The organism is Pseudomonas sp. FeN3W (assembly GCA_030263805.2).
GTDB lineage: Bacteria > Pseudomonadota > Gammaproteobacteria > Pseudomonadales > Pseudomonadaceae > Stutzerimonas > Stutzerimonas stutzeri_G.
This window is the reverse complement of sequence record CP136010.1, coordinates 2,976,502-3,000,073: the sequence shown is the minus strand read 5'-3', so window position 1 is coordinate 3,000,073 and position 23,572 is coordinate 2,976,502. Positions and strand designations below refer to the sequence as shown.

At 62.4% G+C, this 23,572-nt stretch carries 26 protein-coding genes; 12 read left to right on the top strand and 14 right to left on the bottom strand.

The window, feature by feature from the left end:
• Positions 1-142: 142 nt before the first annotated feature.
• From P5704_014225 to P5704_014205, 5 genes are all read left to right on the top strand, one after another.
• Positions 143-1,462 (top strand): HipA domain-containing protein, encoded by a 1,320-nt coding sequence (locus tag P5704_014225; protein ID WOF77221.1) that lies wholly within the window; start codon positions 143-145, stop codon positions 1,460-1,462.
• Between the two features lie 5 nt (positions 1,463-1,467).
• Positions 1,468-1,746, top strand: a complete 279-nt coding sequence (locus P5704_014220) for a helix-turn-helix transcriptional regulator (protein WOF77220.1) — start codon at positions 1,468-1,470, stop codon at positions 1,744-1,746.
• Between the two features lie 223 nt (positions 1,747-1,969).
• Positions 1,970-2,812 (top strand): glutathione-dependent disulfide-bond oxidoreductase, encoded by an 843-nt coding sequence (gene yghU / locus P5704_014215; protein ID WOF77219.1) that lies wholly within the window; start codon positions 1,970-1,972, stop codon positions 2,810-2,812.
• Positions 2,813-3,109: 297 nt separating this feature from the next.
• On the top strand, positions 3,110-3,919 hold the full coding sequence (locus tag P5704_014210; GenBank protein ID WOF77218.1) for a hypothetical protein: 810 nt from the start codon (positions 3,110-3,112) through the stop codon (positions 3,917-3,919).
• Positions 3,920-4,166: 247 nt separating this feature from the next.
• Positions 4,167-4,562 (top strand): hypothetical protein, encoded by a 396-nt coding sequence (locus P5704_014205; GenBank protein ID WOF77217.1) that lies wholly within the window; start codon positions 4,167-4,169, stop codon positions 4,560-4,562.
• Between the two features lie 97 nt (positions 4,563-4,659).
• On the opposite strand, the gene P5704_014200 is transcribed toward P5704_014205, so the two are convergent.
• The 4 genes from P5704_014200 to P5704_014185 form a co-directional block, all read right to left on the bottom strand.
• On the bottom strand, positions 4,660-5,163 hold the full coding sequence (locus P5704_014200; GenBank protein WOF77216.1) for a DUF4126 family protein: 504 nt from the start codon (positions 5,161-5,163) through the stop codon (positions 4,660-4,662).
• Between the two features lie 98 nt (positions 5,164-5,261).
• Positions 5,262-5,666: a hypothetical protein gene (locus tag P5704_014195; protein WOF77215.1), complete on the bottom strand. Its 405-nt coding sequence runs from the start codon at positions 5,664-5,666 to the stop codon at positions 5,262-5,264.
• 100 nt (positions 5,667-5,766) lie between these two features.
• Positions 5,767-6,060 (bottom strand): GNAT family N-acetyltransferase, encoded by a 294-nt coding sequence (locus tag P5704_014190; protein WOF77214.1) that lies wholly within the window; start codon positions 6,058-6,060, stop codon positions 5,767-5,769.
• Between the two features lie 93 nt (positions 6,061-6,153).
• Positions 6,154-7,989: an ABC transporter ATP-binding protein gene (locus tag P5704_014185; GenBank protein ID WOF77213.1), complete on the bottom strand. Its 1,836-nt coding sequence runs from the start codon at positions 7,987-7,989 to the stop codon at positions 6,154-6,156.
• A gap of 381 nt (positions 7,990-8,370) precedes the next feature.
• On the opposite strand from P5704_014185, the gene P5704_014180 reads away from it, so the two are divergent.
• The 4 genes from P5704_014180 to P5704_014165 all read left to right on the top strand — a co-directional run bounded on the left by P5704_014180 (position 8,371) and on the right by P5704_014165 (position 10,544).
• A complete protein-coding gene (locus P5704_014180) occupies positions 8,371-9,183 on the top strand; it encodes an AraC family transcriptional regulator (protein ID WOF77212.1) in 813 nt (270 codons plus the stop codon).
• Positions 9,184-9,280: 97 nt separating this feature from the next.
• Positions 9,281-9,661, top strand: coding sequence for a cupin domain-containing protein (locus P5704_014175; GenBank protein WOF77211.1), 381 nt, complete (start codon positions 9,281-9,283; stop codon positions 9,659-9,661).
• A gap of 314 nt (positions 9,662-9,975) precedes the next feature.
• A complete protein-coding gene (locus P5704_014170) occupies positions 9,976-10,350 on the top strand; it encodes a hypothetical protein (GenBank protein ID WOF77210.1) in 375 nt (124 codons plus the stop codon).
• Positions 10,347-10,544, top strand: coding sequence for a helix-turn-helix transcriptional regulator (locus P5704_014165; protein WOF77209.1), 198 nt, complete (start codon positions 10,347-10,349; stop codon positions 10,542-10,544). The genes P5704_014170 and P5704_014165 overlap by 4 nt, the downstream gene beginning before the upstream one ends.
• 82 nt (positions 10,545-10,626) lie before the next feature.
• Here the strand turns inward: P5704_014165 and P5704_014160 are convergent, their stop codons facing one another.
• The 5 genes from P5704_014160 to P5704_014140 form a co-directional block, all read right to left on the bottom strand.
• Positions 10,627-11,154 carry a DUF1993 domain-containing protein gene (locus P5704_014160; protein ID WOF81236.1) on the bottom strand — a complete coding sequence of 176 codons (528 nt, stop codon included), beginning with the start codon at positions 11,152-11,154 and terminating at the stop codon, positions 10,627-10,629.
• A gap of 337 nt (positions 11,155-11,491) precedes the next feature.
• The gene (locus tag P5704_014155) at positions 11,492-12,094 is read right to left on the bottom strand and encodes a hypothetical protein (GenBank protein ID WOF77208.1); all 603 of its coding nucleotides are present in this window, start codon (positions 12,092-12,094) and stop codon (positions 11,492-11,494) included.
• Between the two features lie 41 nt (positions 12,095-12,135).
• Positions 12,136-12,762 (bottom strand): hypothetical protein, encoded by a 627-nt coding sequence (locus P5704_014150; GenBank protein ID WOF77207.1) that lies wholly within the window; start codon positions 12,760-12,762, stop codon positions 12,136-12,138.
• Positions 12,737-13,765 (bottom strand): IS30-like element ISPsp7 family transposase, encoded by a 1,029-nt coding sequence (locus tag P5704_014145; protein ID WOF77206.1) that lies wholly within the window; start codon positions 13,763-13,765, stop codon positions 12,737-12,739. The genes P5704_014150 and P5704_014145 overlap by 26 nt, the downstream gene beginning before the upstream one ends.
• Complete coding sequence (locus tag P5704_014140; protein WOF77205.1) at positions 13,675-14,511, bottom strand: hypothetical protein; 837 nt, start codon at positions 14,509-14,511, stop codon at positions 13,675-13,677. The genes P5704_014145 and P5704_014140 overlap by 91 nt, the downstream gene beginning before the upstream one ends.
• A gap of 287 nt (positions 14,512-14,798) precedes the next feature.
• On the opposite strand from P5704_014140, the gene P5704_014135 reads away from it, so the two are divergent.
• Both P5704_014135 and P5704_014130 read left to right on the top strand, forming a co-directional pair.
• Positions 14,799-15,338 carry a DUF421 domain-containing protein gene (locus P5704_014135; GenBank protein ID WOF77204.1) on the top strand — a complete coding sequence of 180 codons (540 nt, stop codon included), beginning with the start codon at positions 14,799-14,801 and terminating at the stop codon, positions 15,336-15,338.
• 131 nt (positions 15,339-15,469) lie between these two features.
• Positions 15,470-16,357 carry a LysR substrate-binding domain-containing protein gene (locus tag P5704_014130; protein ID WOF77203.1) on the top strand — a complete coding sequence of 296 codons (888 nt, stop codon included), beginning with the start codon at positions 15,470-15,472 and terminating at the stop codon, positions 16,355-16,357.
• A 10-nt stretch (positions 16,358-16,367) separates the two neighbouring features.
• On the opposite strand, the gene P5704_014125 is transcribed toward P5704_014130, so the two are convergent.
• The 3 genes from P5704_014125 to P5704_014115 form a co-directional block, all read right to left on the bottom strand.
• A complete protein-coding gene (locus tag P5704_014125) occupies positions 16,368-18,410 on the bottom strand; it encodes an ATP-binding protein (protein ID WOF77202.1) in 2,043 nt (680 codons plus the stop codon).
• 395 nt (positions 18,411-18,805) lie between these two features.
• On the bottom strand, positions 18,806-20,287 hold the full coding sequence (locus tag P5704_014120; protein WOF77201.1) for a YdgA family protein: 1,482 nt from the start codon (positions 20,285-20,287) through the stop codon (positions 18,806-18,808).
• A 184-nt stretch (positions 20,288-20,471) separates the two neighbouring features.
• Positions 20,472-20,669, bottom strand: a complete 198-nt coding sequence (locus P5704_014115) for a DUF2934 domain-containing protein (protein ID WOF77200.1) — start codon at positions 20,667-20,669, stop codon at positions 20,472-20,474.
• A 248-nt stretch (positions 20,670-20,917) separates the two neighbouring features.
• On the opposite strand from P5704_014115, the gene pgm reads away from it, so the two are divergent.
• A complete protein-coding gene (gene pgm, locus P5704_014110; GenBank protein WOF77199.1) occupies positions 20,918-22,582 on the top strand; it encodes a phosphoglucomutase (alpha-D-glucose-1,6-bisphosphate-dependent) in 1,665 nt (554 codons plus the stop codon).
• A 16-nt stretch (positions 22,583-22,598) separates the two neighbouring features.
• Here the strand turns inward: pgm and P5704_014105 are convergent, their stop codons facing one another.
• Together P5704_014105 and P5704_014100 are read right to left on the bottom strand one after the other, a co-directional pair.
• A complete protein-coding gene (locus P5704_014105) occupies positions 22,599-22,784 on the bottom strand; it encodes a hypothetical protein (protein ID WOF77198.1) in 186 nt (61 codons plus the stop codon).
• Positions 22,785-22,895: 111 nt separating this feature from the next.
• Positions 22,896-23,453 carry a DUF4157 domain-containing protein gene (locus P5704_014100; GenBank protein WOF81235.1) on the bottom strand — a complete coding sequence of 186 codons (558 nt, stop codon included), beginning with the start codon at positions 23,451-23,453 and terminating at the stop codon, positions 22,896-22,898.
• Between the last annotated feature and the right edge of the window lie 119 nt (positions 23,454-23,572).

Below are 23,572 nucleotides of genomic sequence, written 5' to 3'. Positions count from 1 at the left end.
CGCGCCACCGCGATATCGCCGAGCCCATTGACTTGCATCAAAGTGCAAAAGACAACGGACGGAAGCCATTTGATTTGCTTTCTATTGCAATAAATAAACTTCCAACCTAGATTGTTTGCAATTTTCTGCAAACACTACCGACATGCCCTATTCCCTGACGATCCAGGCCTTCATCGACCAGCAATGGCGCGATGCACTGGTCATGCAGTTCGCGAACCCCGAGCAGGTCGAAGGTCATCGCTGCGCGAGCGGCTATGTGCAGAGTTACCTTCTCGATCACCTCGATCTGATCGATACGCCGTTTGCCGAGTCGGTGAGCGTCTGCAACCGCCTCGGCTGGCATAGCCAGTACACGAGCGGTTTTCCCGCTTTCGTCTACGACATCATTCCCTCTGGCGCGGCGCGAAAGTCGCTGGAGCGCCGCTTCGGCCACGAGCGACCGGTCGATATGGACCTCAACCTGTTCCTGCTCGAGCGCTGTGCGCCCGCGCCTATCGGCCATCTGCGCGTAAAGGAATCCATCAGTCATATCGATGCGAACAGCCGCGTCGCCTTCAGCCGCGCCGATGTGGTGGAGCGCACCAGCGCCTTTCTCGAATATGCCTATGAACAGGGTGCAGCCATCGGTGGCGCAACCGGCGCCGGCGGTGAGGCGCCCAAGCTGCTGATGACCGAAGACGCCCACGGCGACCTGCATGCCGATGCCACCCTGCCTGATGAGCAGGCCCATCGCCATTGGCTGGTGAAGTTTGCGCGCAACCAGGCCGGCGAGCGGGATCGCGACATCCTGCGCACCGAGTATCACTACTACCAGGCCATTCGCCAGCTGGGCCTCGACACCATTCCGGCGGACGGGCTGGTGCTGGAGGAAGCCGATAGGCCGAGCCTGTGGATGCCACGCTTCGATCGGCGGGCCAGTGGCGGCAAGGTCGAGCGCGTCGCACTGGAGTCCGTCTATTCGCTATGCGACAACACGCGGCCCGGCTCGCACATGCAGCATGAAGACGTTATCGCCAGGCTCGTGCAGCTGTGGACGGAGGCTGGCCAGCAGGCAGATATCCCAGAACTGGTATTCGAGTATGTCCGTCGTGACCTGCTCAATCGCATCCTCGGCAACTCCGACAATCACGGCAGAAACACTTCGATCGCCCGCAGCGGTGGCCGTCTGGCACTCGCGCCCATCTACGATCTGGCGCCCATGGTGCTCGACCCGGAAGGTATCAGCCGCGTCACCAAATGGCGCGATGAGCGGCTGGGTGAACCGCAGTGGCGAGACGTATGCGCCCAGCTGAATGCCTTCGCAGATCCCGAAACCATCTACGAACGGCTGCGGCAAGCCGCGAGGGATTTTCTCGCCTTGCCCAATCTGCTGAGCGGTATTCCAACCGGCATCAAGCAGGCCACTGGACGCTTGCCGGTGCTCCAGTTGGAGCTCAACCTGAAACGCTGGGGGCTGCTGTGAAGACGATGAGCATCGAAGAGCGCGACCTGCTGATTCGCTCGATCTGCCAGCAGGTCGCCGACGGCACACTGGGCATGCCGGACGCGATCCGGCGGCTGCGCGTCGAGGTTACAGGGTTGAATCAGGCCCGCTTCGCCAAGATGTGCAAGATCTCCATGCGCGCCCTCAACCACCTGGAATACGGCGACGGCAACCCCACCCTCAAGACGCTGGAGTCGGTGTTCAGGGTGTTTGGCATGCGGATATCGCTGGCGATGGTTACCGGGCCGGTCGAGACACAGTGAGACGTCAACCTGAGCTGCGGAGGGCGTTCATGAAGGTAGGCCCTTGCCGTTACAGCTTGCGGTAGCGGCGATACTGCTGAAAGTTTTCCCATGAGGGAAAAATATTCTCGCAGAACAAATCCTCGCCCATCGATGACCAATATCGACCCGCTTGATTTCGACAGCGCCGGCCGAGGGCGTAGCATGCCCTGCACATCCCCAGCAGCCACCGAGGAGATTGTTCATGCCTGATACCCCTTACGTCCCGCCGAAGGTCTGGACCCACGACGCGCCCTCGGGCGGCAAGTTCGCCAGTATCAATGCCCCCACCGCCGGTGCGCGGGAGGAGAAGGTGCTGCCGGTGGGCAAACATCCGTTGCAGCTCTACTCGCTGGCGACACCCAATGGCGTGAAGGCCTCGATCATGCTTGAAGAGCTGCTCGCCGCCGGCCACACGGGTGCCGAGTACGACGCCTGGCTGATCAACATCGGTGAGGGCGACCAGTTCGGCAGCGGCTTCGTCGAGATCAATCCGAACTCGAAAATTCCCGCGCTGGCCGATCACAGCGTCGATGGCAAGCCGCTGCGGGTGTTCGAATCCGGCTCGATCCTGGTCTACCTGGCGGAGAAGTTCGGCGCCTTCCTGCCCACGGAAACCCGTGCGCGTACCGAAACGCTGAACTGGCTGTTCTGGCAGATGGGTTCGGCGCCCTTCCTCGGCGGTGGCTTCGGGCATTTCTATGCCTACGCGCCGGAGAAGTACGAGTACCCGATCAACCGCTACGCCATGGAGGTCAAGCGCCAGCTCGACGTGCTCGACCGCCAGCTGGCGGAAAATCGCTACGTGGCCGGCGACGACTACAGCATCGCCGACATGGCGATCTGGCCCTGGTATGGCGTGCTGGCGCTGGGCGAGCTATACGGCGCCGGCGAATTCCTCTCCGTGCAGGACTACAAGCACCTGCAGCGCTGGGCAGCGGAAGTCGCCGAACGCCCGGCCGTGATCCGCGGGCGCAAGGTCAACCGCACCTGGGGCGAGGAAGCCGAGCAGGCGCCGGAGCGCCACAGCGCAGCCGACCTCGACTGACGTTACAACCGATCGGACGGTGGCCGGGGTGAAGCCCTTTCCACCGCCCTCGTGCGCGCCGTCGCCATGTAGCCGGCGCGCTCTGCTCGGAAGCCTTCCCAGCATCGCGCAGCAACTGCGCCGCCCTCCTCCGACCGCTGATCCTCCACGCTGAACTATGCCGGTGCGCTCCGACCCAATGTCTATGAGCGCCGCGAAACCCGCGACCGGCGCGGCATCGCCAGCACTCGGGGCGCCAACGTCGCAACACGCGAAGCGCTCGCAACCCCGGTTGTTCAACACAACGTGAGGTGGATCATGAGACATACACTGGTAGCAGCGTTCGCAACGCTGACCGACGCCAACCGCACCCGCGGCGACCTGATGGCGCGGGGCATTCCGCGGGAACAGATTCACGCCGTAGGCGCCGAGAGCGCCGATATCCATGCCTACGACGCGCCCTACACCACCACCCCGGACACCCCTGTGGACCGCACGCATCACGAGTCCAAGGTCGCGCACTTCTTCAAATCGCTGTTCGGCCACGAGCCGCACGAGCAGCACCGCGCCTACGCCAGCGCCTATCCCGATGCGGTACGCCGCGGCGCGCTGGTGATCGCCGTGGACGTCGACGATGAGGATCAACTGGCCAAGGCGCGCGATGCCCTGGAATACAACGGTGCCATCGACATCAACGAGCGTGGCGGCAGCGGCGCAGTCGAAGGCTACGCCGGCCCGACCAGCCCCTATGCCGGCGCAACCGGCGGCGACAGCCACCTGGACAAGCACTTCAGCGCAACCGGCACGGCAACCGCTGGCAGCGACCGCCCCCTGAGCGGCGTGCACACCGGCGACAGCGCCCGCGTTGGCGATACAACCGCGCCCAGCGCCGACCCGACCGATTACAACGACCGCAGCTCGGCCGACACCGGTCGCTATGACATCGGCAGCGCGGCCAAGCGGGCCGGCACCGACTACCCGGACACCACCGCCACCACGGTACCCACCGGCGCCGGCACGACCGGCCACGGCAGCAGCCCGGAAACACCGGAAGTGGCGCCCGGCGTCGGCACCCGTGACGCCGGCCTCTGCCGCGACCGCATCTGCGTGATCCAGCGGCCGAGCTGATCCGCCGTCATCCACGGGCCGCGCCATGCGGCCCGTTCTTTATCTCAGCCGGTGTCATCGACTCGCTGGTAAACGACCACGCCGCCAGGTGCGGCCCACACTGCGCCGCCACAGTCTTATGCAGCATTTCGCCCTGCGGCGATTCGCGCAGGGCCGAGCTGGTGAGCAGCCGATACCGCTGGCGTATGCTGGGATCTCCCGGCGGCCCGAGTGCTGCCACGTCCTGCCTGCCCTGCGAGACCAAGCCATGCGTACGTCGAAAGCCGTTTCGCCCTGCCTGCTGCTTTGCTTGTGCGCCGCTGTCGGCAGTTGGGCTGCCGGGCCGGCCATGCAGCAGACGGAAGGTGATTCGAAGCGTGCGTTCCTGCTGCATGAAGGCGGCAACATGCACACCGACCAGGCGGCCCTGCGCGAGCGTCGCGCCCGGGCCTACGAAGTCGAACTGCGCGAAGCCCATGACGAGCTGATGGCCGCCAAATACGCCATCACCCAGAAATACCTGGCCAAGCTGCCGGCCCATGAGCGCGACGCCATGCAGGCCGAACTGGCCGCGCAACACGCCACCTTCGCCTACCGCTACCCCGAAGCCCACGCGCGCTTGCTGCAGAGCAACCCGCACAAGGCCGATATCAGCCAGGACTAACGGGTCCCGAGGGCAACCCGCGTAGGGTGGAAAACGGCAACGCCTTTTCCACGCGTCCACATCACCACACTACGAAACGCGAGAAGTTCACGGCGTCCTAGCGCCGGCGCCGACTCTCGCCCAACGCCCGCCGCAGCCCGGCTCGGCCAATCGCCAACGCCAGACATTCCTCCACCGCACCCAGCGCCGCATTGACCAGCGGCCTGGGCTGATAGGGTTTGCGCAGGCTCAACCCGATCTTGGCTGCGACCAATGCCGCCGTCGCGCCGAGCAACGCCGGCACCAGCACCGGCTCGCGGCGCACGCCTGCCAGCGCCGCCGCACTCACGCCGCCGGACAACGCGCGGAACATCATCGACGGCACGATGGTGCGATCCGGCGCGAAGGGCATCTTGTCGCCAATCATCTCGCTGGCCGCGAGCGTTGGCAGAAAGGTCTGCGCCGTATCCGACGTCAGCAACTGCACCGCCTCACCCGCCCCGGCTAGATCATCGCGCTCGCTCAACGCCCGACTGACCAGCGTCGGCGCCAGTATGCTGCGCATGCCCGTCACCGCTCCGATCGCCAGGGCGGCCCATAACAGATTGCTCGAAGTCGACATCGTCAGATCTCCCGGTGGTTACCTATACCGACCGGGCGCCCGCCACCGGCGTTCGGCTGCGCAGCGCAGACAGCGACGGATGACACGCCGCAGCATCCTCACCACTGGTAGAGCCCGTAGGCGACCACGCCAAGACCGAAGCCCATCTGCGCCAGCAACAGCGCGCGGATGGCGAAGGTGTAGCTGATCACCCGGCTCTGCCCCAGCGCATCGGCGGCGAACAGCCGGTAACTCTCGGGATAGTCGGCTTCCATCTCCTTGAGTGCCGCGATGGTCAGCTCCAGCAGCTGTCGGCTGCGTGCATCCACCAGCCAGAACACCTGCGCCAGCAGCATGGTGAAGGCGCCCAGCAGGATCAGCAGCCCAGGCGAGAACCCCCGCTCCAGCGCCGCCAGCACGCCGCCGTCGGCAAAGATCGCCAGCACCACGAAGAAGTTGAAGCCACGCAGGCGCTGCTCGGCATTGAGCTTGAAGTGCGCCCAGACAAACTCTCGACCATCCACGCGATTGCCCTCTGACGAAACCGGCGAGCGCTGTCACACGGCGCGGCGGCAGCGATCACTCAGATCCCGGCAATAAATCCCGCCGGGAAAGGCGTGCCGCTCAGGCCGGATCGACCAGATCCTGCCACTGCGCGTGGCGCTCGATGTACTTGGCGATGAACTCGCACTGCGGCACCACGCGCTTGTCGCGCTGCCGTGCATCCTCCAGCGCGGCCTTGGCCAGCACGCTGCCCATCCCCTGCCCGGACAGGCTGGGGTCGACCTCGGTATGGGTGAAGACCACCCGCTCGCCTTGCTCGCTGTACTCGGCAAAGCCCAGTGGCTGGCCGTCGACCAGCAACTCATAACGCTGCTGCGCGGCATCGTGGCGGACGGTGGCTTGTCGATCGCTCATGGTAACTCCTCTCAATGAATGACTGCGGCTAGAGGTACGAGTAGGCGCAGTGTATGAGGGTTCAGCGTGAGACGCGGCTTCACGTGCCTGCCCTCATTCCACCCCGACAAAACCACCGGTCTGGTGCTGCCACAGCCGCGCATAGAGGCCGCCGCGGGCGATCAGCTCGGCGTGGGTGCCGGTTTCGATCACCTGGCCCTCGTCGATCACCACCAGTCGATCCATGCGCGCGATGGTCGACAGCCGATGCGCGATGGCAATCACCGTCTTACCTTCCATCAGGGTATCCAGGCTCTCCTGAATCGCCGCCTCGACCTCCGAATCCAGCGCCGAGGTGGCTTCGTCGAGCACCAGGATCGGCGCGTCCTTGAGCAGCACCCGGGCGATGGCGATGCGCTGCCGTTGCCCGCCGGAGAGCTTCACGCCGCGCTCGCCGACCATCGCCTCGAAGCCCTTGCCGCCCTGGCTGTCGTCCAGGGTCTTGATGAACGCGTCGGCGCGGGCCTTGCGCGCCGCGGCCCAGAGTTCTTCTTCCGTGGCGTCGGGCTTGCCGTAGCGCAGGTTGTCGCGGATCGAACGGTGCAGCAGCGAGGTGTCCTGGGTGACCACGCCGATATTGGCGCGCAGGCTTTCCTGGCTGACCTCGGCGACGTTCTGCCCATCGATGAGGATGCGCCCGCTTTCCAGGTCATAGAGACGCAGCAGCAGGTTGACCAGCGTCGACTTGCCGGCGCCGGACGGCCCGACCAGGCCGATCTTCTCGCCTGGGCGAATGTCGATGGTCAGCCCGCTGATCACCCCGCCCTGCTTGCCGTAGTGGAAATGCACGTCGTCGAAGCGCACGCCGCCCTGCTCCACCTGCAGCGGCCCGGCGTCCTCGGGGTCGAGCACCTGGCGCGGCTGGACGATGGTCTTCATGCCGTCCTGCACGGTGCCGACGTTCTCGAAGATGCCGTTGACCACCCACATGATCCACTCGGCCATGTTGTTGATGCGAATCACCAGGCCCAGCGCCAGGGCGATGGCGCCTGTCGTGATCAGCGCCTCGCTCCACAGCCACAGCGCCAGCGCGCCGGTGCCGACGATCAGCAGGCCGTTCATGAAGGTGATGAGGAAATCCAGGCTGGTGATGACGCGCGACTGCAGGCGGAACTTGCCGAGCAGCTCCTGCATGGCCTCGCGTGCGTAGCTTTCCTCCTCCCGCGAGTGGGCGAACAGCTTGAGCGTGGCGACGTTGCTGTAGCCGTCCACCACCCGCCCCATGACCTTCGAGCGCGCGGCGGAAGCGGCCGCCGAGCGCGCCCGGATACGCGGCACGAAGTACCAGAGCGCGGCGCTGTAGCCGACGATCCACAGCAGCAACGGCACGATCAGACGCAGGTCGGCGGCGGCGAACAGATACAGCGCACTGCCCGCATAGACCACCACATGCCAGAGCGCATCGATCACCTGCATGGCCGAATCGCGCAGCGACGGCCCGGTCTGCATGACGCGCTGGGCGATGCGCCCGGCGAAATCGTTCTGGAAGAAGTTCAGGCTCTGCTTGAGCACGTAGCGGTGGTTCTGCCAGCGGACCAGGTTGGTCAGCCCCGGGTTGATCGCCTGATGGGTGAGCAGATTGTGCAGGCCGAACACCAGCGGCCGAATGACCAGCGCCACCGCCGCCATCCACAGCAATTCGTTGCGGTGCTCGGCGAAGAAGGTCCGCGCATCGCCGGTCGCCTGGGCCATATCGATCAACTGACCGAGAAAGCTGAACAACGCCACCTCGATCACCGCCGCGAAAAAGCCGACCACCAGCACAGCCGTCATCAGCGGCCAGACCTGCTTCAGGTAATGGGCGTAGAAGCGCAGCATCCCGGCGGGCGGCGCGACGTCCGGGCTGGGCTTGAAGACATCGATCAGGTTTTCGAAACGGCGGAACAGCATGGGGAAGTCTGCTTTGTGGCGAGGTGGGCGAACGTCGTTCGCAAATACGCCCGCGCGGGCGCGGCATCCCGGTTGGACGCCCCAAGCCCCGGAGCGTTTCGCCAACCACCTGCCCTGCCCGTCGATTCGCATCGGTGGACAAGCGCAGCGTTGTCCACCCTACGCCACTCCGCACCCCTCTGCCGACAGCGCATGCGTAGGGTGGAAAACGGCGAAGCCTTTTCCACGCGTTACGTCCGGGCTACCTCGCTGGTTGTCCGGCCGATTACGCGTCCGCTCTGCGAGCGCGTCCAGCCATTCCAGTCCACGACACAGCATCCGGCGTACCTAAATCTGTTCCCATCGGTATGCTGCAACCTCGCATCCATGTAACGCAGAGCAATGAACAGACCCAGCACCGGCCGCGACTGGCTTGCCCGCGCCGCGCCATCGACAAAGATGGAGCGCATCGAAGCCTATTTCCGCGGGCACGGCTATACGCCTCATCGGCATGACACCTACGCCATTGGCACCACACTGTCGGGCGTGCAGAGCTTTCATTACCGGCAATCGATGCGGCACAGCCTGCCGGGCGGCACCATCGTGCTCCACCCGGACGAGATCCATGATGGCGAGGCCGGTACAGAGGCCGGCTTCCGCTATCGAATGCTCTACATCGAGCCGTCAATGATTCAGGACGTGCTGGGCGGCGAGCCGTTGCCCTTCATATCGGGCGGTCTGTCGAATGACCCTCGGCTGCTTTCAGCCACCCGTCGCCTGCTTCACAGCCTGGACGCGCCACTCGACCCGCTCGAAGAGGACGATGCCATCTACGACCTGGTGCAAGCGCTAAGGTCTGCTGCAGGCAAGCCGCGCGGTCGGCAGGCCGTTGACTACATGGCGGCTGAGCGGGCCCGCGCGTTCATTCATGACGCGCTTGGCGAAGGCATCACCCTGGATGCCCTGGTGCAGGCCAGCGGTCGGGACCGCTGGAGCCTGTCGCGTGACTTCCGCGCGCTGTACGGCACCAGTCCTTATCGTTACATCACCCAACGGCGCCTTGCCGAAGCACGCAACCGGATGCTGGCCGGTGAGTCACTAACCGATGCTGCGCTTGGAAGTGGCTTTTTTGACCAATCCCACATGACCCGACTGTTCACACAGACCTTCGGCATCTCCCCCGCCCGTTGGCTGAATATGCTCAAGCTGCGGTAGCCGACCGCAGGCGGCACTTGCACGATCATGCGATACGGATCGAGCGGTGCAGCGATAGCGTAGTGGGCACCTACCACAGCCACTCGCGAGCCTCCCCATGAACACGCCAAAGCCCACCTACTCCGCCATCAACTTCGCCGACAAATTTGCGTTATTCCATGACCAGTGGGCGCAAAAGGTCATCTCCGAAATGAACGACTACCAGTTCAAACTGGCCCGGCTGGAGGATGAGTTCATCTGGCACCGACATGCCGACACGGATGAAACCTTCATTGTGCTTGAGGGCGAGCTGGTTATTTATTTTCGAGACGGGGAGGTGACCGTTGGCGCCGGAGAGCTGTATGTGGTGAAGAAAGGGATAGAGCACAAGCCCCATGCACCGAAGGAAGTGAAGCTGCTGCTGATCGAGCCGAGGGGTGTGTTGAATACCGGAGATGAGACCAACGAGCGGACGGCTGAGAATGATGTCTGGATTTGATTGAGACCGACCAGCAAGCGGAGAGGCGGATAATCGCTCCCTCCTCCTGCGGCTTCGCTAGCCTTTTGGGATCGATTCCGAACGCAGATAGGGCAGCATGTGCGCCACGTAGTCCGCCTCTGCCGACACCGCTCATGCATAGGATGGAAAACGGCGAAGCCTTTTCCACGCGTATGGCCAGGCTACCTCGCCGAAGAATTAATCCAAGGTGCGCATGAGGGGAGTACGTGTCTACCATTTATGTAAAGCAACCTTGACCTCGCAACCAACCACCTCTAGTGTAAAGCTCGCTTTCCATTCAGAGGTCACTGCGCATGGGCCATCAACGCTTTCTCGTTCACTTTTCCCTGGCGAAGGGGGCGTATGTCGTCGCCGTCGTGATCAGCGTCCTGCTGCTCATCAATCTTCACGGTGGCGCGCTACGCACCCTCTCCGCCCTGCTGCCGGTGTTGCCGATGATCGCGGTCGCAATAGTCGTGATCCGGCAGATTCGTCACCTCGACGAGCTTGCACGGTTGATCCATCTCGAAGGCCTGGCCGTTGCGTTCGTTGGCACGGCGCTGGTCACCTTCAGCTATGGCTTCCTCGAAACCGCCGGCTTTCCGCGGCTGTCGATGTTCCTGGTCTGGAGCCTGATGGCGCCCCTCTGGGCATTGGGCAGCTTTTTCGCCTGGAGGCGCTACCGGTGATCAACCATGTGCGCGAGCGGCGCACCGAACGCAACTGGTCGCAGGCCGACCTGGGCGAGAAGCTGGGCGTCTCGCGGCAAACCGTCAATGCCATCGAAACCGGCCGCTACGATCCCAGCCTGCCGCTGGCCTTCAAGATTGCCCGGCTGTTCGAAGCCCGTATCGAGGATCTGTTCGAGGGCCCGGAGGCATGATCCGCAACCCTGCCTGCCGGTTCGATAGCTTGAGCGGAACACCCTGTACCTTCGTTGGCCGAAGAAGAGGCAAACGCCGCCGCTAGCCCTTGGGAATCGATTCCGGCCGCAGATACGGCAGCATATGTGCCACGTAGTCCGCCTTGCCCAGCTCGATCCCTTCCTTACGCAGGATCGAATACGCGGTCATCACGTGGAAATAGAACTGCGCCAGCGTCCAGTCACGGGCGTACTGGTCCGCGGCCAGGTCGAAGATCATCCCGTTGGCCAGCTCGTGGGCGATTGGCTTGTCCGCTTCCATATCCAGCGCATCGGCGGCGAGACCGTCGAGTAACGCCACCGTCTCGTCGATCCGGGCATAGGCATCGGCCAGCGTGCCCGGCCGCTCACCCGCCTGCCGCCCCTCGTCCAGCAGTTCGTTGATCACAGCCGGGAAGGCCTCGCCTCTCAGCCGGCAAACGGCCTCCCGCGCCTGCACACAGGCAAAGCGAACCTGGGTCGACAGCGGAAACATATCCGGCGCCAGCCGCGCGGATAACAACGCCCCTGCCTCCCCTTCCGGCAGCTGGGCCTGCGCCTTCTTTAGCCAGCCTGAGAGGGTTTTGAGCATTTGGGTGTAGGTTGGGACAAGGAGGGTTGTAAGTTGCATGGGTTTTAACCTTGTGGAGAGCTACGCCGGAGAAAATGACAGGGACAGAGCTATGTAGCCAGCCACCTGAAAATAAAACTGTCCTCTTTTCGTTTCTTTCTCTTATTGTAACTTTTCGACTAGCAGATCTTCGCTGTGCGCTGGCAATCCCTAAGAAACGTGTAAAAGGTGATATCCGTGCATTGAGTCCAAGACACCGACTGCCAAATGCAATTAAAGAAAAGGTAAGTTGGAGATGCAAATGTGAATAGGATAATTACTACTGACAAACATGAAAGAAGCATAATTAACGAAAAATTTATGTAGTTAGTAAAATTCCCATAAAAATAAAAAAACCGTCAAGAGTGAAGCTTCCGCTACCCATTATCGCAATCAATATAGATATCAAAGCTATACTCAATGCGATCACCCGCTCTTTTGGGAGACTAAAAAACTTTCCCATTGATTTCCCATAACTTCCAATGGCTCTATCTTCGTAATTCTTCATCTTTAGATACGTCTCCTCGAAGACCATGCAAATTTTGGCAAGCGCCATAACATCGCAATTCATCTTTCGGCATAACCAAACTCTCTTATAATTATTCATATTTTTCTGATCATAAGTATTGAGCGACGAGACAATTCCTTGTGCCATTAGTGCTTTTGCTACCTGATCTTTACTTTCTAAATGCATAAAAAGCAAACCTAATATCTCAAAAAAAACTGCCATACCAAAAATTGAGAATGCTGCCGGAGGCAATCCAATTGAGTATAAATATGCCGATGAAAGGAGAAAAAATATAAAACAAACCCAAGAGATATACGATAGCCCGCCTAAAAATCCAAATTTTCGAGGATGCAGATCCAAATAAAAAGTCAAATAGAACTCTTTTGCGAGATATCTAATCTGTACTATATTCATACGCGCGCGCCATGTAGTGCCAACCTAATCAGGGCAGCCAGTCAATAGTCATCGTCCACACGGCCTGTATTTTCATAGAAGCTTTCAAACATCTGACCGGGCATAGGAATTTCTCCGCTTTCTATCAAAGCAGCTTCAATATCATCAACGTTAGCTTCTTCAACATCCATGATAACGCGTATTCTTAGAAACTCATCAACAAGGGAATAATTTTTATCATCACACATGTTAATTATATTTCTTGATAACAACCAACTTATAGAGCTTAACTCAATTAGCTCATGAGCTTTGGTCTGATCAATTTTGCTAGGGAATTTTCCCCCAGCAAGCTCGACCAATATAGAGTAATCCGAAAATACAGAATCATTCTTCATTGTATGAATCAAAAGATCATAATCCCTTCCTCTCGATTCATAGCAAATAGTTCTTAAGGAGTCCGCCAGATCTTTTGTATCTATGCAGCCGTCTGGATCAGCATATTCATGTTCAACAACGTGTGAACCCAACAACTGTAACAAATGAGGATGCCCGCCTGATATTTCTGCAATTCGATCAATCACATCCGGGTTGATTTTTAAAACCTCTCCTTCGCTTTCTGCCGACGATAATACTGGGCGGTTGCAGGAGCTGAGTGCAACACGGTTATTGAATTGAAACCGGAGCATCATGCCGCATTGCCATGGCATTTTGCATGACCTCTCCCATCACCTCGATGGGGCATTTGAAGTCGAAGCGCTTGCGCGGTCGCATGTTCAGTTGCAGCGCAATGGCGTCCAGCTCCTCCTGGCTATGTACCGACAGGTCTGTGCCCTTGGGCAAGTACTGGCGAATCAGGCCGTTGATGTTTTCGTTGCTGCCGCGCTGCCAGGGGCTGTGCGGGTCGCAGAAGTAGATCGCCACGCCGGTTCTTTGGGTGATCTCGGCGTGTCGCGCCATCTCCCGGCCCTGGTCGTAAGTCATGCTCTTGCGCATCTCCAGCGGCATGCTATTGAGCGCGGCGCTGAAGCCTTCCAGCGCCGAAGTCGCCGTCGCGTCGTTCATCTTCACCAACATCAGGTAGCCACTGGTGCGTTCCACCAGCGTACCGACGGACGAGGCGTTGGCCTTACCCTTGATGAGGTCGCCTTCCCAATGCCCCGGCATCAGCCTGTCTTCAATCTCCGGCGGGCGCACATGAATACTGACCATCTCGGGGATCTGGCCGCGCCGATCCACGCCACCAGAGCGCGGCCGGCGCGTCGTCTTGCCTTGGCGCAGACAGATGATCAGCTCCTTACGCAGCTCACCCACTGGCAGGGCATAGATCGCGTTGTAGATCGTCTCGCGACAGACGTAGGCATCTCGCAGGTTGGGTATGTTCATGCTGCGCAGCTTGCCGGCAATCTGCTCGGGAGACAAACGCTCACGCAGCATATGGGTCACCAGTTCGAAGCGCTCGCTACCCGGCAACAGTTTTCGCATCGGTCGACAAACCTGGCGGCGGGCCTGCATTTGCTGCTGGGCCAGGCGGGCCGAGTAGCCACCGCAAGCACCTCGGTTACGGCGCAGCTCACGGCTGATGGTCGAAGGGGATCGGTTGATCAAGCAGGCAATCCTGCGCAGGCTGAAGCCTTGGGTACGACCGATTTGAATGGTGGCGCGCTCTTCAACGCTGAGTTCGGTATAAGACATAGGGGCAGCACCGTACCGGAAAGGTCAGGTGTTGCACTCAGTTTTTGCCGCCGCCCTGCTTTAAACTTTTCGTCCAAAAGCGCTAATGCGGAATCTTTGTCTAGCGGCTCTAGATTAATGGACTTATAAATAAATCTAGTTACGCCTCTGTCAGTAGCTGCCATATCTTGGTAAAACGGGCTGACGCCTGCAAGCAGAAACCTTAGGTTTTTAATGCCCTGCAGCTGCACCTCTGTCCCTAAAGTTCTCATCAAACGTGCAATGGCCGGCGCACATTTCTCACACTCATCAATAGCGATAATAAGCTTATCCGCTTGAGCCAATTGCAGCTTAAACACTTGGTCCGATATTATCTTGGACAAAGCTGCAAGATGCCGACCTTCCTGAAAAAAGCTATACGCCTCCGTTGACTCATATGAAATAATTTTGGGAATTCCAATTACAACCTTGCTTTCTGCCCTATCAAAACTTGCGAGTTTCTCTAAAACCAAGAGAGCCGCATCATCTACCGTCTCAATATCAGCATGCCCAACCGCTATTAAGTAAATCGAATTTTCATTCGAAGCGAATCCATCCATATGCAGCAATGTCCTAGATAAAAAAGACGATTTACCTATACCGAACGAACCCTCAATACAAACTGACCCCTGATTTATAGCTCTTGCCAGCTGCGAAATCTCCTTATCTCTACCAAAAAAATCTTCAGGCAAACTAGCAATATCTGACGGAGTAAATGGGTTAATCATAAGAGCAATACCGTAATATCATCGTCTGTGAAGGCTATTGAAAATATACAATATATAAAAGTCTTCCCGTTGCGGTATCACAATCCTTTTACCGTAACGATGCAACGGGATCGAGCACTATATTTCTGACGTTTTCCACATTAACCATTGCTTCCGTATGGGTAAAGCAGACGATGGATTAATCCTCGGTTTTCACGCCGTCGCCTGACGCGCGGTGATTCGCGCCGTATGCACTTTACGGCCACCTACCCTGTCCACCCCTGCATGGCTCAGTTGCGGAGGTGATTGTGGAAGGCATGTTTTTCAGTAGCGCAACGACGTTGATACGCACACTGGTGGTGGGCGTGCTGGCGTATATCAGCCTGGTGCTGTTGTTGCGCCTGTCGGGGCGGCGGACGTTGTCGAAGATGAATGCGTTCGATCTGGTGGTGACGGTGGCGCTGGGTTCGACCTTCGCGACGATTCTGCTCAATCGCGATGTGTCGCTGGCCGAGGGGGTGCTGGCGTTCGCCCTGTTGATCGGGCTGCAGTACGCGGTTACCTGGTCCAGCGTGCGGGTGGCGTGGGTGCGGCGTACGGTGACGGGCGAGCCGGCGCTGCTGTTCTTTCGCGGGCGTTTTCTCGGCGATGCCATGCGCGTGGCGCGGGTGACCGAGGATGAGGTGCGGGCCGCCGCGCGCAGTCAGGGGCTGGCCGCGCTGGATGGCATCGAGGCGGTGGTGCTGGAGACCGATGGCAGTTTCAGCGTGATCACCGATGGCGCCGGCGACAGCCGTTCCACGCTGGACGGGGTGAATGTGCCGGGGCCGAACGAAAAGGGTGTTTGAGGCCGTGGCACCCTTCGCTGGCGGCTGATCGACGGGCCTGCCTCCGGGGGCCCGCGCCGGTCCGGTTGCCGCCACGCGGCGCTGCCGCCAGACTCGTTGCTCCTGCCAACCCTTCGATGCGACTCCCACCGATGAAAACCAACCTCGACGAAATGCTCGCCTTTATCAGCGTGGTCGACAGTGGCTCGATCAGCGCTGCGGCCGTGCAGCTGGACCAGACCGCTTCGGGCGTCAGCCGGGCGTTGAGTCGGCTGGAGGACAAGCTGGCGGTAACGCTGTTGCGCCGCACCACACGGCGCCTCGAGCTGACCGAGGAGGGCGAGGTGTTCCTGGCGCAGGCGCGGCGCATTCTGGCCAGCGTGGAGGAGGCCGAGGAACAGATGGCGCTGCGGCGGCAGACACCGGCGGGGCGTCTGCGGGTCAACACCGCGTCGCCGTTCATGCTGCACGTGATTGCGCCGCTGATCGGCGACTTTCGCGCGCGCTACCCGCAGATCGAGCTGGAGCTGTACAGCGACGATCGCATCATCGACCTGCTGGAGCGGCGCACCGATCTGGCCATCCGCATCGGCCCGCTGCCGGATTCCAGCCTGCATGCGCGGCCGCTGTGTCACACCATACGGCGGGTGCTGGCGAGCCCGGCCTATCTGCAGCGGCATGGCGTGCCAGAGAGCGTCGAGGCGCTGGCCGGGCACAGTCTGATCGGCTTTACCGAGCCCGATCGCCTCAACGACTGGCCGCTGCGCCATGCGCTGGGGGAGAGCTGGCGAATCACCCCGGCGCTGCGTGTCTCCAGCGGCGATACGGCGCGTGAACTGGCGCTGGCCGGTGAGGGGCTGGTGTGTCTGTCCGACTTCATGACGGACAAGGATCGCCAGCGCGGCGAGCTGGTGGAGGTGCTGGCGGCGCAGCGCGTCGATGTGCGCCAGCCGATCAATGCGGTGTACTACCGCAACAGCGCGCTGGCTTCGCGCATCGCCTGCTTTATCGACTTTCTCAGCGAGCGCCTGGGCGCGTAGCCGGCCACGCTCAGCCGTTGCCGAGCATCTCGCCAACCTTGGTGGCAAAGACGTCGATGGCGAAGGGCTTGGTGATCACCGCCATGTCCGGGCCGAGAAAATCGTTGGCGGCAAAGCTCTCGGCATAGCCGGTGGCGAACAGCACCTTCAGACCGGGGCGTTGCTGGCGGGCGATGTCGGCCAGTTGCCGGCCATTCATGCCGGGCAGGCCGACGTCGGAGACCAGCAGGTCGATGCGCTGCTCGCTCTCGGTGATGCGCAGCGCTTCGCTGGCCTCGCCGGCTTCCAGCGTTTCATAGCCCAGCTCGTTCAGCACCTCGACCACCAGCGAGCGGACCACCGGCTCATCCTCGACCACCAGGATGGTTTCGCCAGAGCCTGTAGGCGTGCGCTCGGGTTCGTGGGCGAGGGCGCTGACTTCGCCCTGATGCACCGGCAGGTAGAGGTGCACCCGCGTGCCGATATCCGGCTCGGACTCGATCTGGATGTAGCCCTTGGCCTGCTTGATGTAGCCATACACCATGGACAGCCCGAGCCCGGTGCCCTGGCCGATCGGCTTGGTGGTGAAGAACGGCTCGAAGGCCCGTGCCACGACGTTCGGCGCCATACCGGTGCCGGTGTCGGTGACGCTGAGCAGCACGTATTCGCCGGCACTCATGCCGCGCTTCTTCGGGTCGGGTGTGTCGCCCATGGTGAAGCTGGCGGTGGACAGGGTGATGCGGCCGCCGTAGGGCATGGCATCGCGCGCATTGATGACGAGGTTGATCAGCGCGCTTTCCAGCTGGTTGACGTCCATGCAGGCAGGCAGCAGCCCGGCGCTGAGCCGCGTCTCGATGGTGATGTTCTCCCCCGTGGTGCGATGCAGCAGATCCTCCAGCGAGGCCACCAGCTGGTTGACGTCGACCGGTTTGAGGTCGAGCGCCTGCTGCCGGGAGAAGGCCAACAGGCGCTGGGTCAGCGCGGCGGCGCGCTGGGCGGACGTCACGGCGGCACCGATGTAGCGCTCCAGCTCCAGCGGCTCGTTGCGCTGATGGCGCCGCTGCATCAGGTCGAGGCTGCCGATGATGCCGGTCAGCAGGTTGTTGAAGTCGTGGGCGATACCGCCGGTGAGCTGGCCGACGGCTTCCATCTTCTGCGCCTGGCGCAGGGCTTCTTCGGCGCGGCTGCGCTCGGCGACCTCGGTGGCCACCCGCGCTTCGAGGGTCTCGTTGAGCTGGCGCAGGCTGTTCTCGCTGACGCGCAGGGCGTCTTCGGCATGCCGGCGGGCGCTGACATCCGTACAAGCTCCGGCGACGTAGACCAGCTTTCCGCTTGCGTCGCGGAAAGCCTTGGCCTTGCAGGCGAGCCAGCACTCTGCGTTGGTATGTACCAGACGAAACTCCACAGTGAAGTCATCGCCGGCAGCATAGTGCTCAAATGCCAAGCGCACCTGCGCACGGTGGTCAGGATGTACTTGCTCCACGAAACCATCGACGCTGGTGACCTTCATCCCGAGCGGCAGGCGGAATATCTGCTCCAATGCATTGTCCAGACTGAGGCTGCCGTCACGGAGAAACCAGGTGAACGTACCGGTGCCAGATGCGAGCAGTGCGGCACGAAACAGCTCCTCTGAGTGACTGAGGCTGGCCTTCTCCTGTCGCGCTACGTCCTCGGTGACATCTTCCACCTGATGGATGATGTAGAGCACTTCGCCGTGCTCATCGAGCACCGGAACGTTCACCGGCCGCCAGTAGCGCAGCTCGAAGCCACCACCCGCCGCCGCAGGCCGCGGGATGTCATAGCGGGTGATCGCCATGCGGTCCGGTACTCGGGTACGAAGCACCCGCTCCAGCGAGTCGCGTAGTACACCTGAGCCAATCTCGGTAGGGTCGTTCGGATTCTTGCGGAACACCTCGAATACCGGCCTGCCGATACTTTCTTCCCGGCTGGTATAAGTCGCGCGCAGTTGCGCATCGCTCGCGGCCAGGATGGTGAAGTCCCGGTCCGGCGCGAGGATCAGGTGCAGGTTGGGGACAGCTTCGAATATCGCCTGATAATTGAGCGTCTGCGTCATCGGAGTAGCGGAACCTTTGAATGAAAACCCCGGCAAGGCGGTTTGCCATCAGCCAGAGGCCGCATGGTTTGAGCGTACGTGTTCTCGATGCGTCAGGCCGGAATCGGCTAAATCCCGATACGGCCCGAGCAATTGCCATATCTAGCAGAGGTGGCGAGCGCGACGATGGTTCCGGCCACCTGACGGAGCGCAGGCGAATACCGGGGTAGACCGACGCGCGGGCGGCATGCGATGCAGGCAGCGGTCGCATAATTGGCCGGGAGAGGGATGGTCAGGGCGATGAAGCAGGCTCGGGATGGCCGCAGCCGGGCCAAAACCAAGCGGCCCTGCCCAGCGAAGTGCTGAACAGGGCCGCGTCGTTTTCTGTCACTGCGGACGCATCCGCAGGCTGGCGCTTACTGGCCGAGCAGGCCGGCGTTCTGCGCCGAACCGAAGGCGAAGCCGATGAATTCCTGCACGCTCATCTCGCGGCCATTGAAGGTCACCCGGTTGTCGGCGTAATGCAGCGAGCTGACCAGGCGTTCGCCTTCCAGACGCGACCAGCCGGTGTTCAGCGCCATGCCGCTGAACAGCTCGGTGGCGGCATCGGTTTCCTGCTGCAGTGCGGCCTTATCGAGCTGGCCGTCAGGCTGGTTGTTCTGCGCGACCAGCCCGGCGATGTCGCGCACCAGGTCCTTGTCGATACCGGCTTCGGCCTCGAGCGAGGCGAGCATGCTGGTGATCATCGCATCCGGGGTGAAGGCGTCCGCGCTCGGCGATTGCAGATCCAGCACGACGGACAGGCGGGCTGAGCCGTGGGCGGTTTCGAAGCCGAATTCGTCGATGGCCAGGGTGGGTTTGTGTTCGAGCAGCTGCAGGCCATGGGCCTGCAGTTCCTGCTGCTGGGCGGTGGTCATGCCGGCGAAGGATTCCTGCGGCATGGCGCTGCTGTCGAGGATTTCCTTGTAGCTCGCCAGCAGCGCCTTGAGGCTGCTTTCCTCGAGGTTGCGCAGGCTGAAGGCAAGGACGAGGTTGCGCAGTTTCTGGCCTTTGGCGCTGACCTCGCCGATGCGGTAGGCGATGCTCTGGTCGAGGCCACGGCTGCCGTGGCTCAGCGACTCTTCGACCGAGGCCTGCTGGATGACCACCGCGGGTTCGTCGCCGGCCTTGATCTCCATGCGCTCCAGGGTGATGGCGGACGGGCCGAAGCCGAAGCCCGCGTCATAGTCCTGCTTGTCGGCGCTCAGGCCGATGCCACGCAGGCTGACCTGTACCGGCTGGCCACTGTCGCTGCGCTGCAGGTCGATATCGACTTGCGCCAGTTCACCGTCCATGCGCACGTCGCTGCCGTCCTTGTTCGCCTCGAAGTTGAGGGTGGCGGGGGCGATGCGCACGCTGCCGTACTCGTCTTCGATATTCAACGCGGCGGTGCGCAGATCGCCGGCCTGGCCGCCGTCGTAGCCGATGGTCACGTCACCCACCAGCGGCACTTCGCCGGAAGCGGCGTCGAACAGCTTCTGCGTCAACGGCGTGCGTTCGAGTTCGAAGTGACTTTGCGCGGCGACCGGCATCAGTTGGCCACGGGTCAGGCGCGAGACGGGGAAGGGGCCGTGTTCGAGGCGATCCCGCAGCAGCAGGGCGTAGTGCTCGGTGTTGCCTTCGTCGTCCGCCACTTCGATGCCGATCTGGTAACGCGCGTCGCTGGACAGCAGGCCGCGCTCGAAGCTGAGCAGACTGAGGCTGACATCGGCACCGGCGCCGACGCCCATCTCGCGCAGCTTGAGGTTGGCCTGCTCGACGGCATCACGGGCGGTCGATTCGACCTGGGTGCTGGTGTAGAAGGTGGCGGCGCCGAAGAGGGCCAGGGGTACGGCAACGGCGAGTGCGAGTTTTTTCATGGAAGCATCCTGTGCGGTGGCTGGGCAGACGTCCTGTCAGCCGGGGGTTGGCAAGCGGCGGCACTCTAGCAGCGCGTGGCGGCAGGCTCCAGCGCGCCTGGGCAGAGGATGGGAAGGCTGAGAACGCGGCAACAGAATCGGGCGGGACGACGCCTGCTGCGCCTTCGCCGCCCTGTCTGCGTGATTAATGCACGTTGTCCGATTTCGGCATGGGTATCGCCACACTGCTTTCCACGCTGCCGGCCTCGGCATTGCCTTCCTTGTAGAAGGGCTCGATTTCCTCGCGGGCTTGTTGCCAATGCTCGCTTTCCTTGCCTTCCGGCTGGCCTTCGGCTTGCCAGATCTCATAGGCGCGCTGGCGGATTCGTTCATCGACGTTCATGTGACAACCTCCTGGTCACGGGCTCGCGAACGCGAGCCGCTAAGCAGTGGAAAGGGGGCTGCGGTGGAGGTTCCGGCGGGGCGACGAGCGCACTTGGCCAAAACGTCGCAGGCCGGATAACGCCGCGCATGGAACCGCCGCCGCTGATGCGGTCGAAGCTCTGGATAAATGGCGCCGACTGGCGTTTCATTCGCTTCGCGCCGCGCCCCTCCGGGCCGGCGTACCGCCTTCTCGCACAGGACTGACCGATGAGTATCGCCGCCAACGCAGGACGCCTGCCCGCCCCGCACACCCTGACCCACCTGCCGCGCCTGGTGGCGCGTTACTACAGCGACCGGCCGGACCCGTCCGACCCGGCGCAGCAGGTGGCGTTCGGTACCTCCGGGCATCGCGGCTCCTCGCTCAAGGGCAGCTTCAACGAATGGCACATCCTCGCCACCACCCAGGCGATCTGCGACTACCGCCGCCAGGAAGGCATCGACGGCCCGCTGTTCATGGGCATGGACACCCACGCGCTGTCCGAACCGGCATTCATCTCGGCGCTGGAAGTGCTCGCGGCCAACGGCATCGAGACGCGCATCGACGCCGGCTGCAGCGAAACCAACGGCGAGCCGGGCTACACACCGACCCCGGCGATCTCCAACGCGATCCTCGCCTACAACCGCGGCCGCACCAGCGGGCTGGCCGATGGCATCGTCATCACGCCTTCGCACAACCCGCCGGGCGATGGCGGCTTCAAGTACAACCCCAGCAACGGCGGCCCGGCCGATACCGGCGTGACCAAGTGGATTCAGGAGCGCGCCAACGCGCTGCTGGTCGCCGGACTTGAGGGCGTCAAGCGCATGGATTACCGCCAGGCGCTGAAGGCCTCGACCACCCAGCGCTTCGATTTCATCGAGGCCTATGTCGGCGGGCTGGAGCGGGTGATCGACCTCGACGCCATTCGCGGCTCGGGCCTGAAGTTCGCCGTCGACCCGCTGGGCGGCGCCGGCGTGCACTATTGGCCGCGCATTGCCGAGCGCTTCGGCCTGCCGCTGGAGGTGCTGTCCACGGTGGTCGACCCGACCTTCCGCTTCATGCGTCAGGACTGGGACGGCAAGATCCGCATGGACTGCAGCTCGCCGCATGCCATGGCCGGGCTGATCGAGAACAAGGACCGCTTCGACGTAGCCTTCGCCTGCGACACCGACCACGACCGCCACGGCATCGTCACCCGCTCCGGCGGGCTGATGAACCCCAACCATTACCTGGCGGTGGCCATCGAATACCTGTTCACCCATCGTCCGGGCTGGAGCGCCGAGGCCGGCATCGGCAAGACACTGGTGTCCTCGTCGATGATCGACCGCGTCGCCGCCGGCATCGAGCGCCGCCTGGTGGAGGTGCCGGTGGGCTTCAAGTGGTTCGTCGACGGCCTGATGGACGGCAGCCTGGGCTTCGGCGGCGAGGAGTCGGCCGGCGCTTCGTTCCTCGACAAGCAGGGCGGCGCCTGGTCCACCGACAAAGACGGGCTGATCCTCGGCCTGCTCGCCGCGGAGATCACCGCAGTCACCGGCAAGGACCCGAGCGAGCGCTACCAGGCGCTGACCGACCGCTTCGGCGCGCCGGTCTACCAGCGCATCGACGCCCCGGCCAATCGCGAGCAGAAGGCGCGCCTGGGCAAGCTCTCCGCTTCGCAGGTCGCCGCCAAGGAGCTGGCCGGCCAGCCGATCACGCGCATCCTCACCGAGGCACCGGGCAACGGCGCGGCGATCGGCGGGCTGAAGGTGGAAACGGCGAACGGCTGGTTCGCCGCGCGGCCGTCCGGCACCGAGGACGTCTACAAGATCTACGCCGAGAGCTTCGAGGGCGAGGCGCACCTGGCGCGCATCCAGGCCGAGGCCAAGGCGCTGGTGGATTCGGTATTGGCGGGCTGACAGTCCAGGCCCGGCGTCAGGCGTCGGGCTCCAGCTGCTGACGGTCACTGATGCTGACCGCGACCTGCGCGGCTTCGACGTCGTCAGTCAGGTAGCGGCTGATGCCATTGGCATCGGTGACCCGATAGAGCGTGGCGATATCCGGGTGGCGCAGGTGCTCGGGAATGTCGGCGCCCTCGAGCTTGGTCACGGTCACACTCATGGCTCGGCTCCTGTTGGCGGTGTCTGTCTGGCATGTGACTGCGCCGCAGCCGATGCGATCCGCTGAAACCGCCTCCGGACCCAGCGCATCCGACACGACGCGAGCGCCCGTTCAGGGCAGCGCATCCAGCGCCTTTTCCACCTCCAGTTCCAGCGCATACGCCGGCTGTTCCACGGCGCGGTGATCCAGCGTGTAGCGCCGGGCGAACTCCGCGACGCCCCAATCCAGGTACTGTTCGACGTGCTTGAGCTCGTGGGCCCAGAGCGCGACGTTGTCCTGCGCGTCGCTGGCGTGGCGGAAGACGATTACGTCGATCAGGGTCACGGCGTTGACGTCCGGGTTGCGCAGCAGCGTGTTGCCGGCATTCAGCGCGACCTCGTCGCCGACGCGATAATGCGCGCTTTCCAGCACGACCAGTTCGAAGAAGGGTTCGAGCTGCGAGCGGATATGCAGCGGCATCGGCTCGACGCCGCCGGCCACCAGGCGATCGCGCGATTGTTGAATCCAGCTCTGCAGCGCCAGCGCGGCCAGGCGCTGTACGCGGTCGTACACGGCCTGGGTGTCGCTTGCCGAGCCGGGCACGCAGAGGCAGCTGCCACTCAGGCAGATCGGTTGCTGGCCGGGCGGGCAGGCGGTCTGTGCCAGAGCCGGAGCGCCGGCCCAGGCCATGCATGCGAGCAACAGGGGGAGGCGGCGAAGAAGCGGGATGAACGACACGCGAAGTCCTCGAAGGCGAGGGCGAGCCCCGGACCGGTGCGCACTATAGCCGTGCGCCCGGGGCTCGCGAA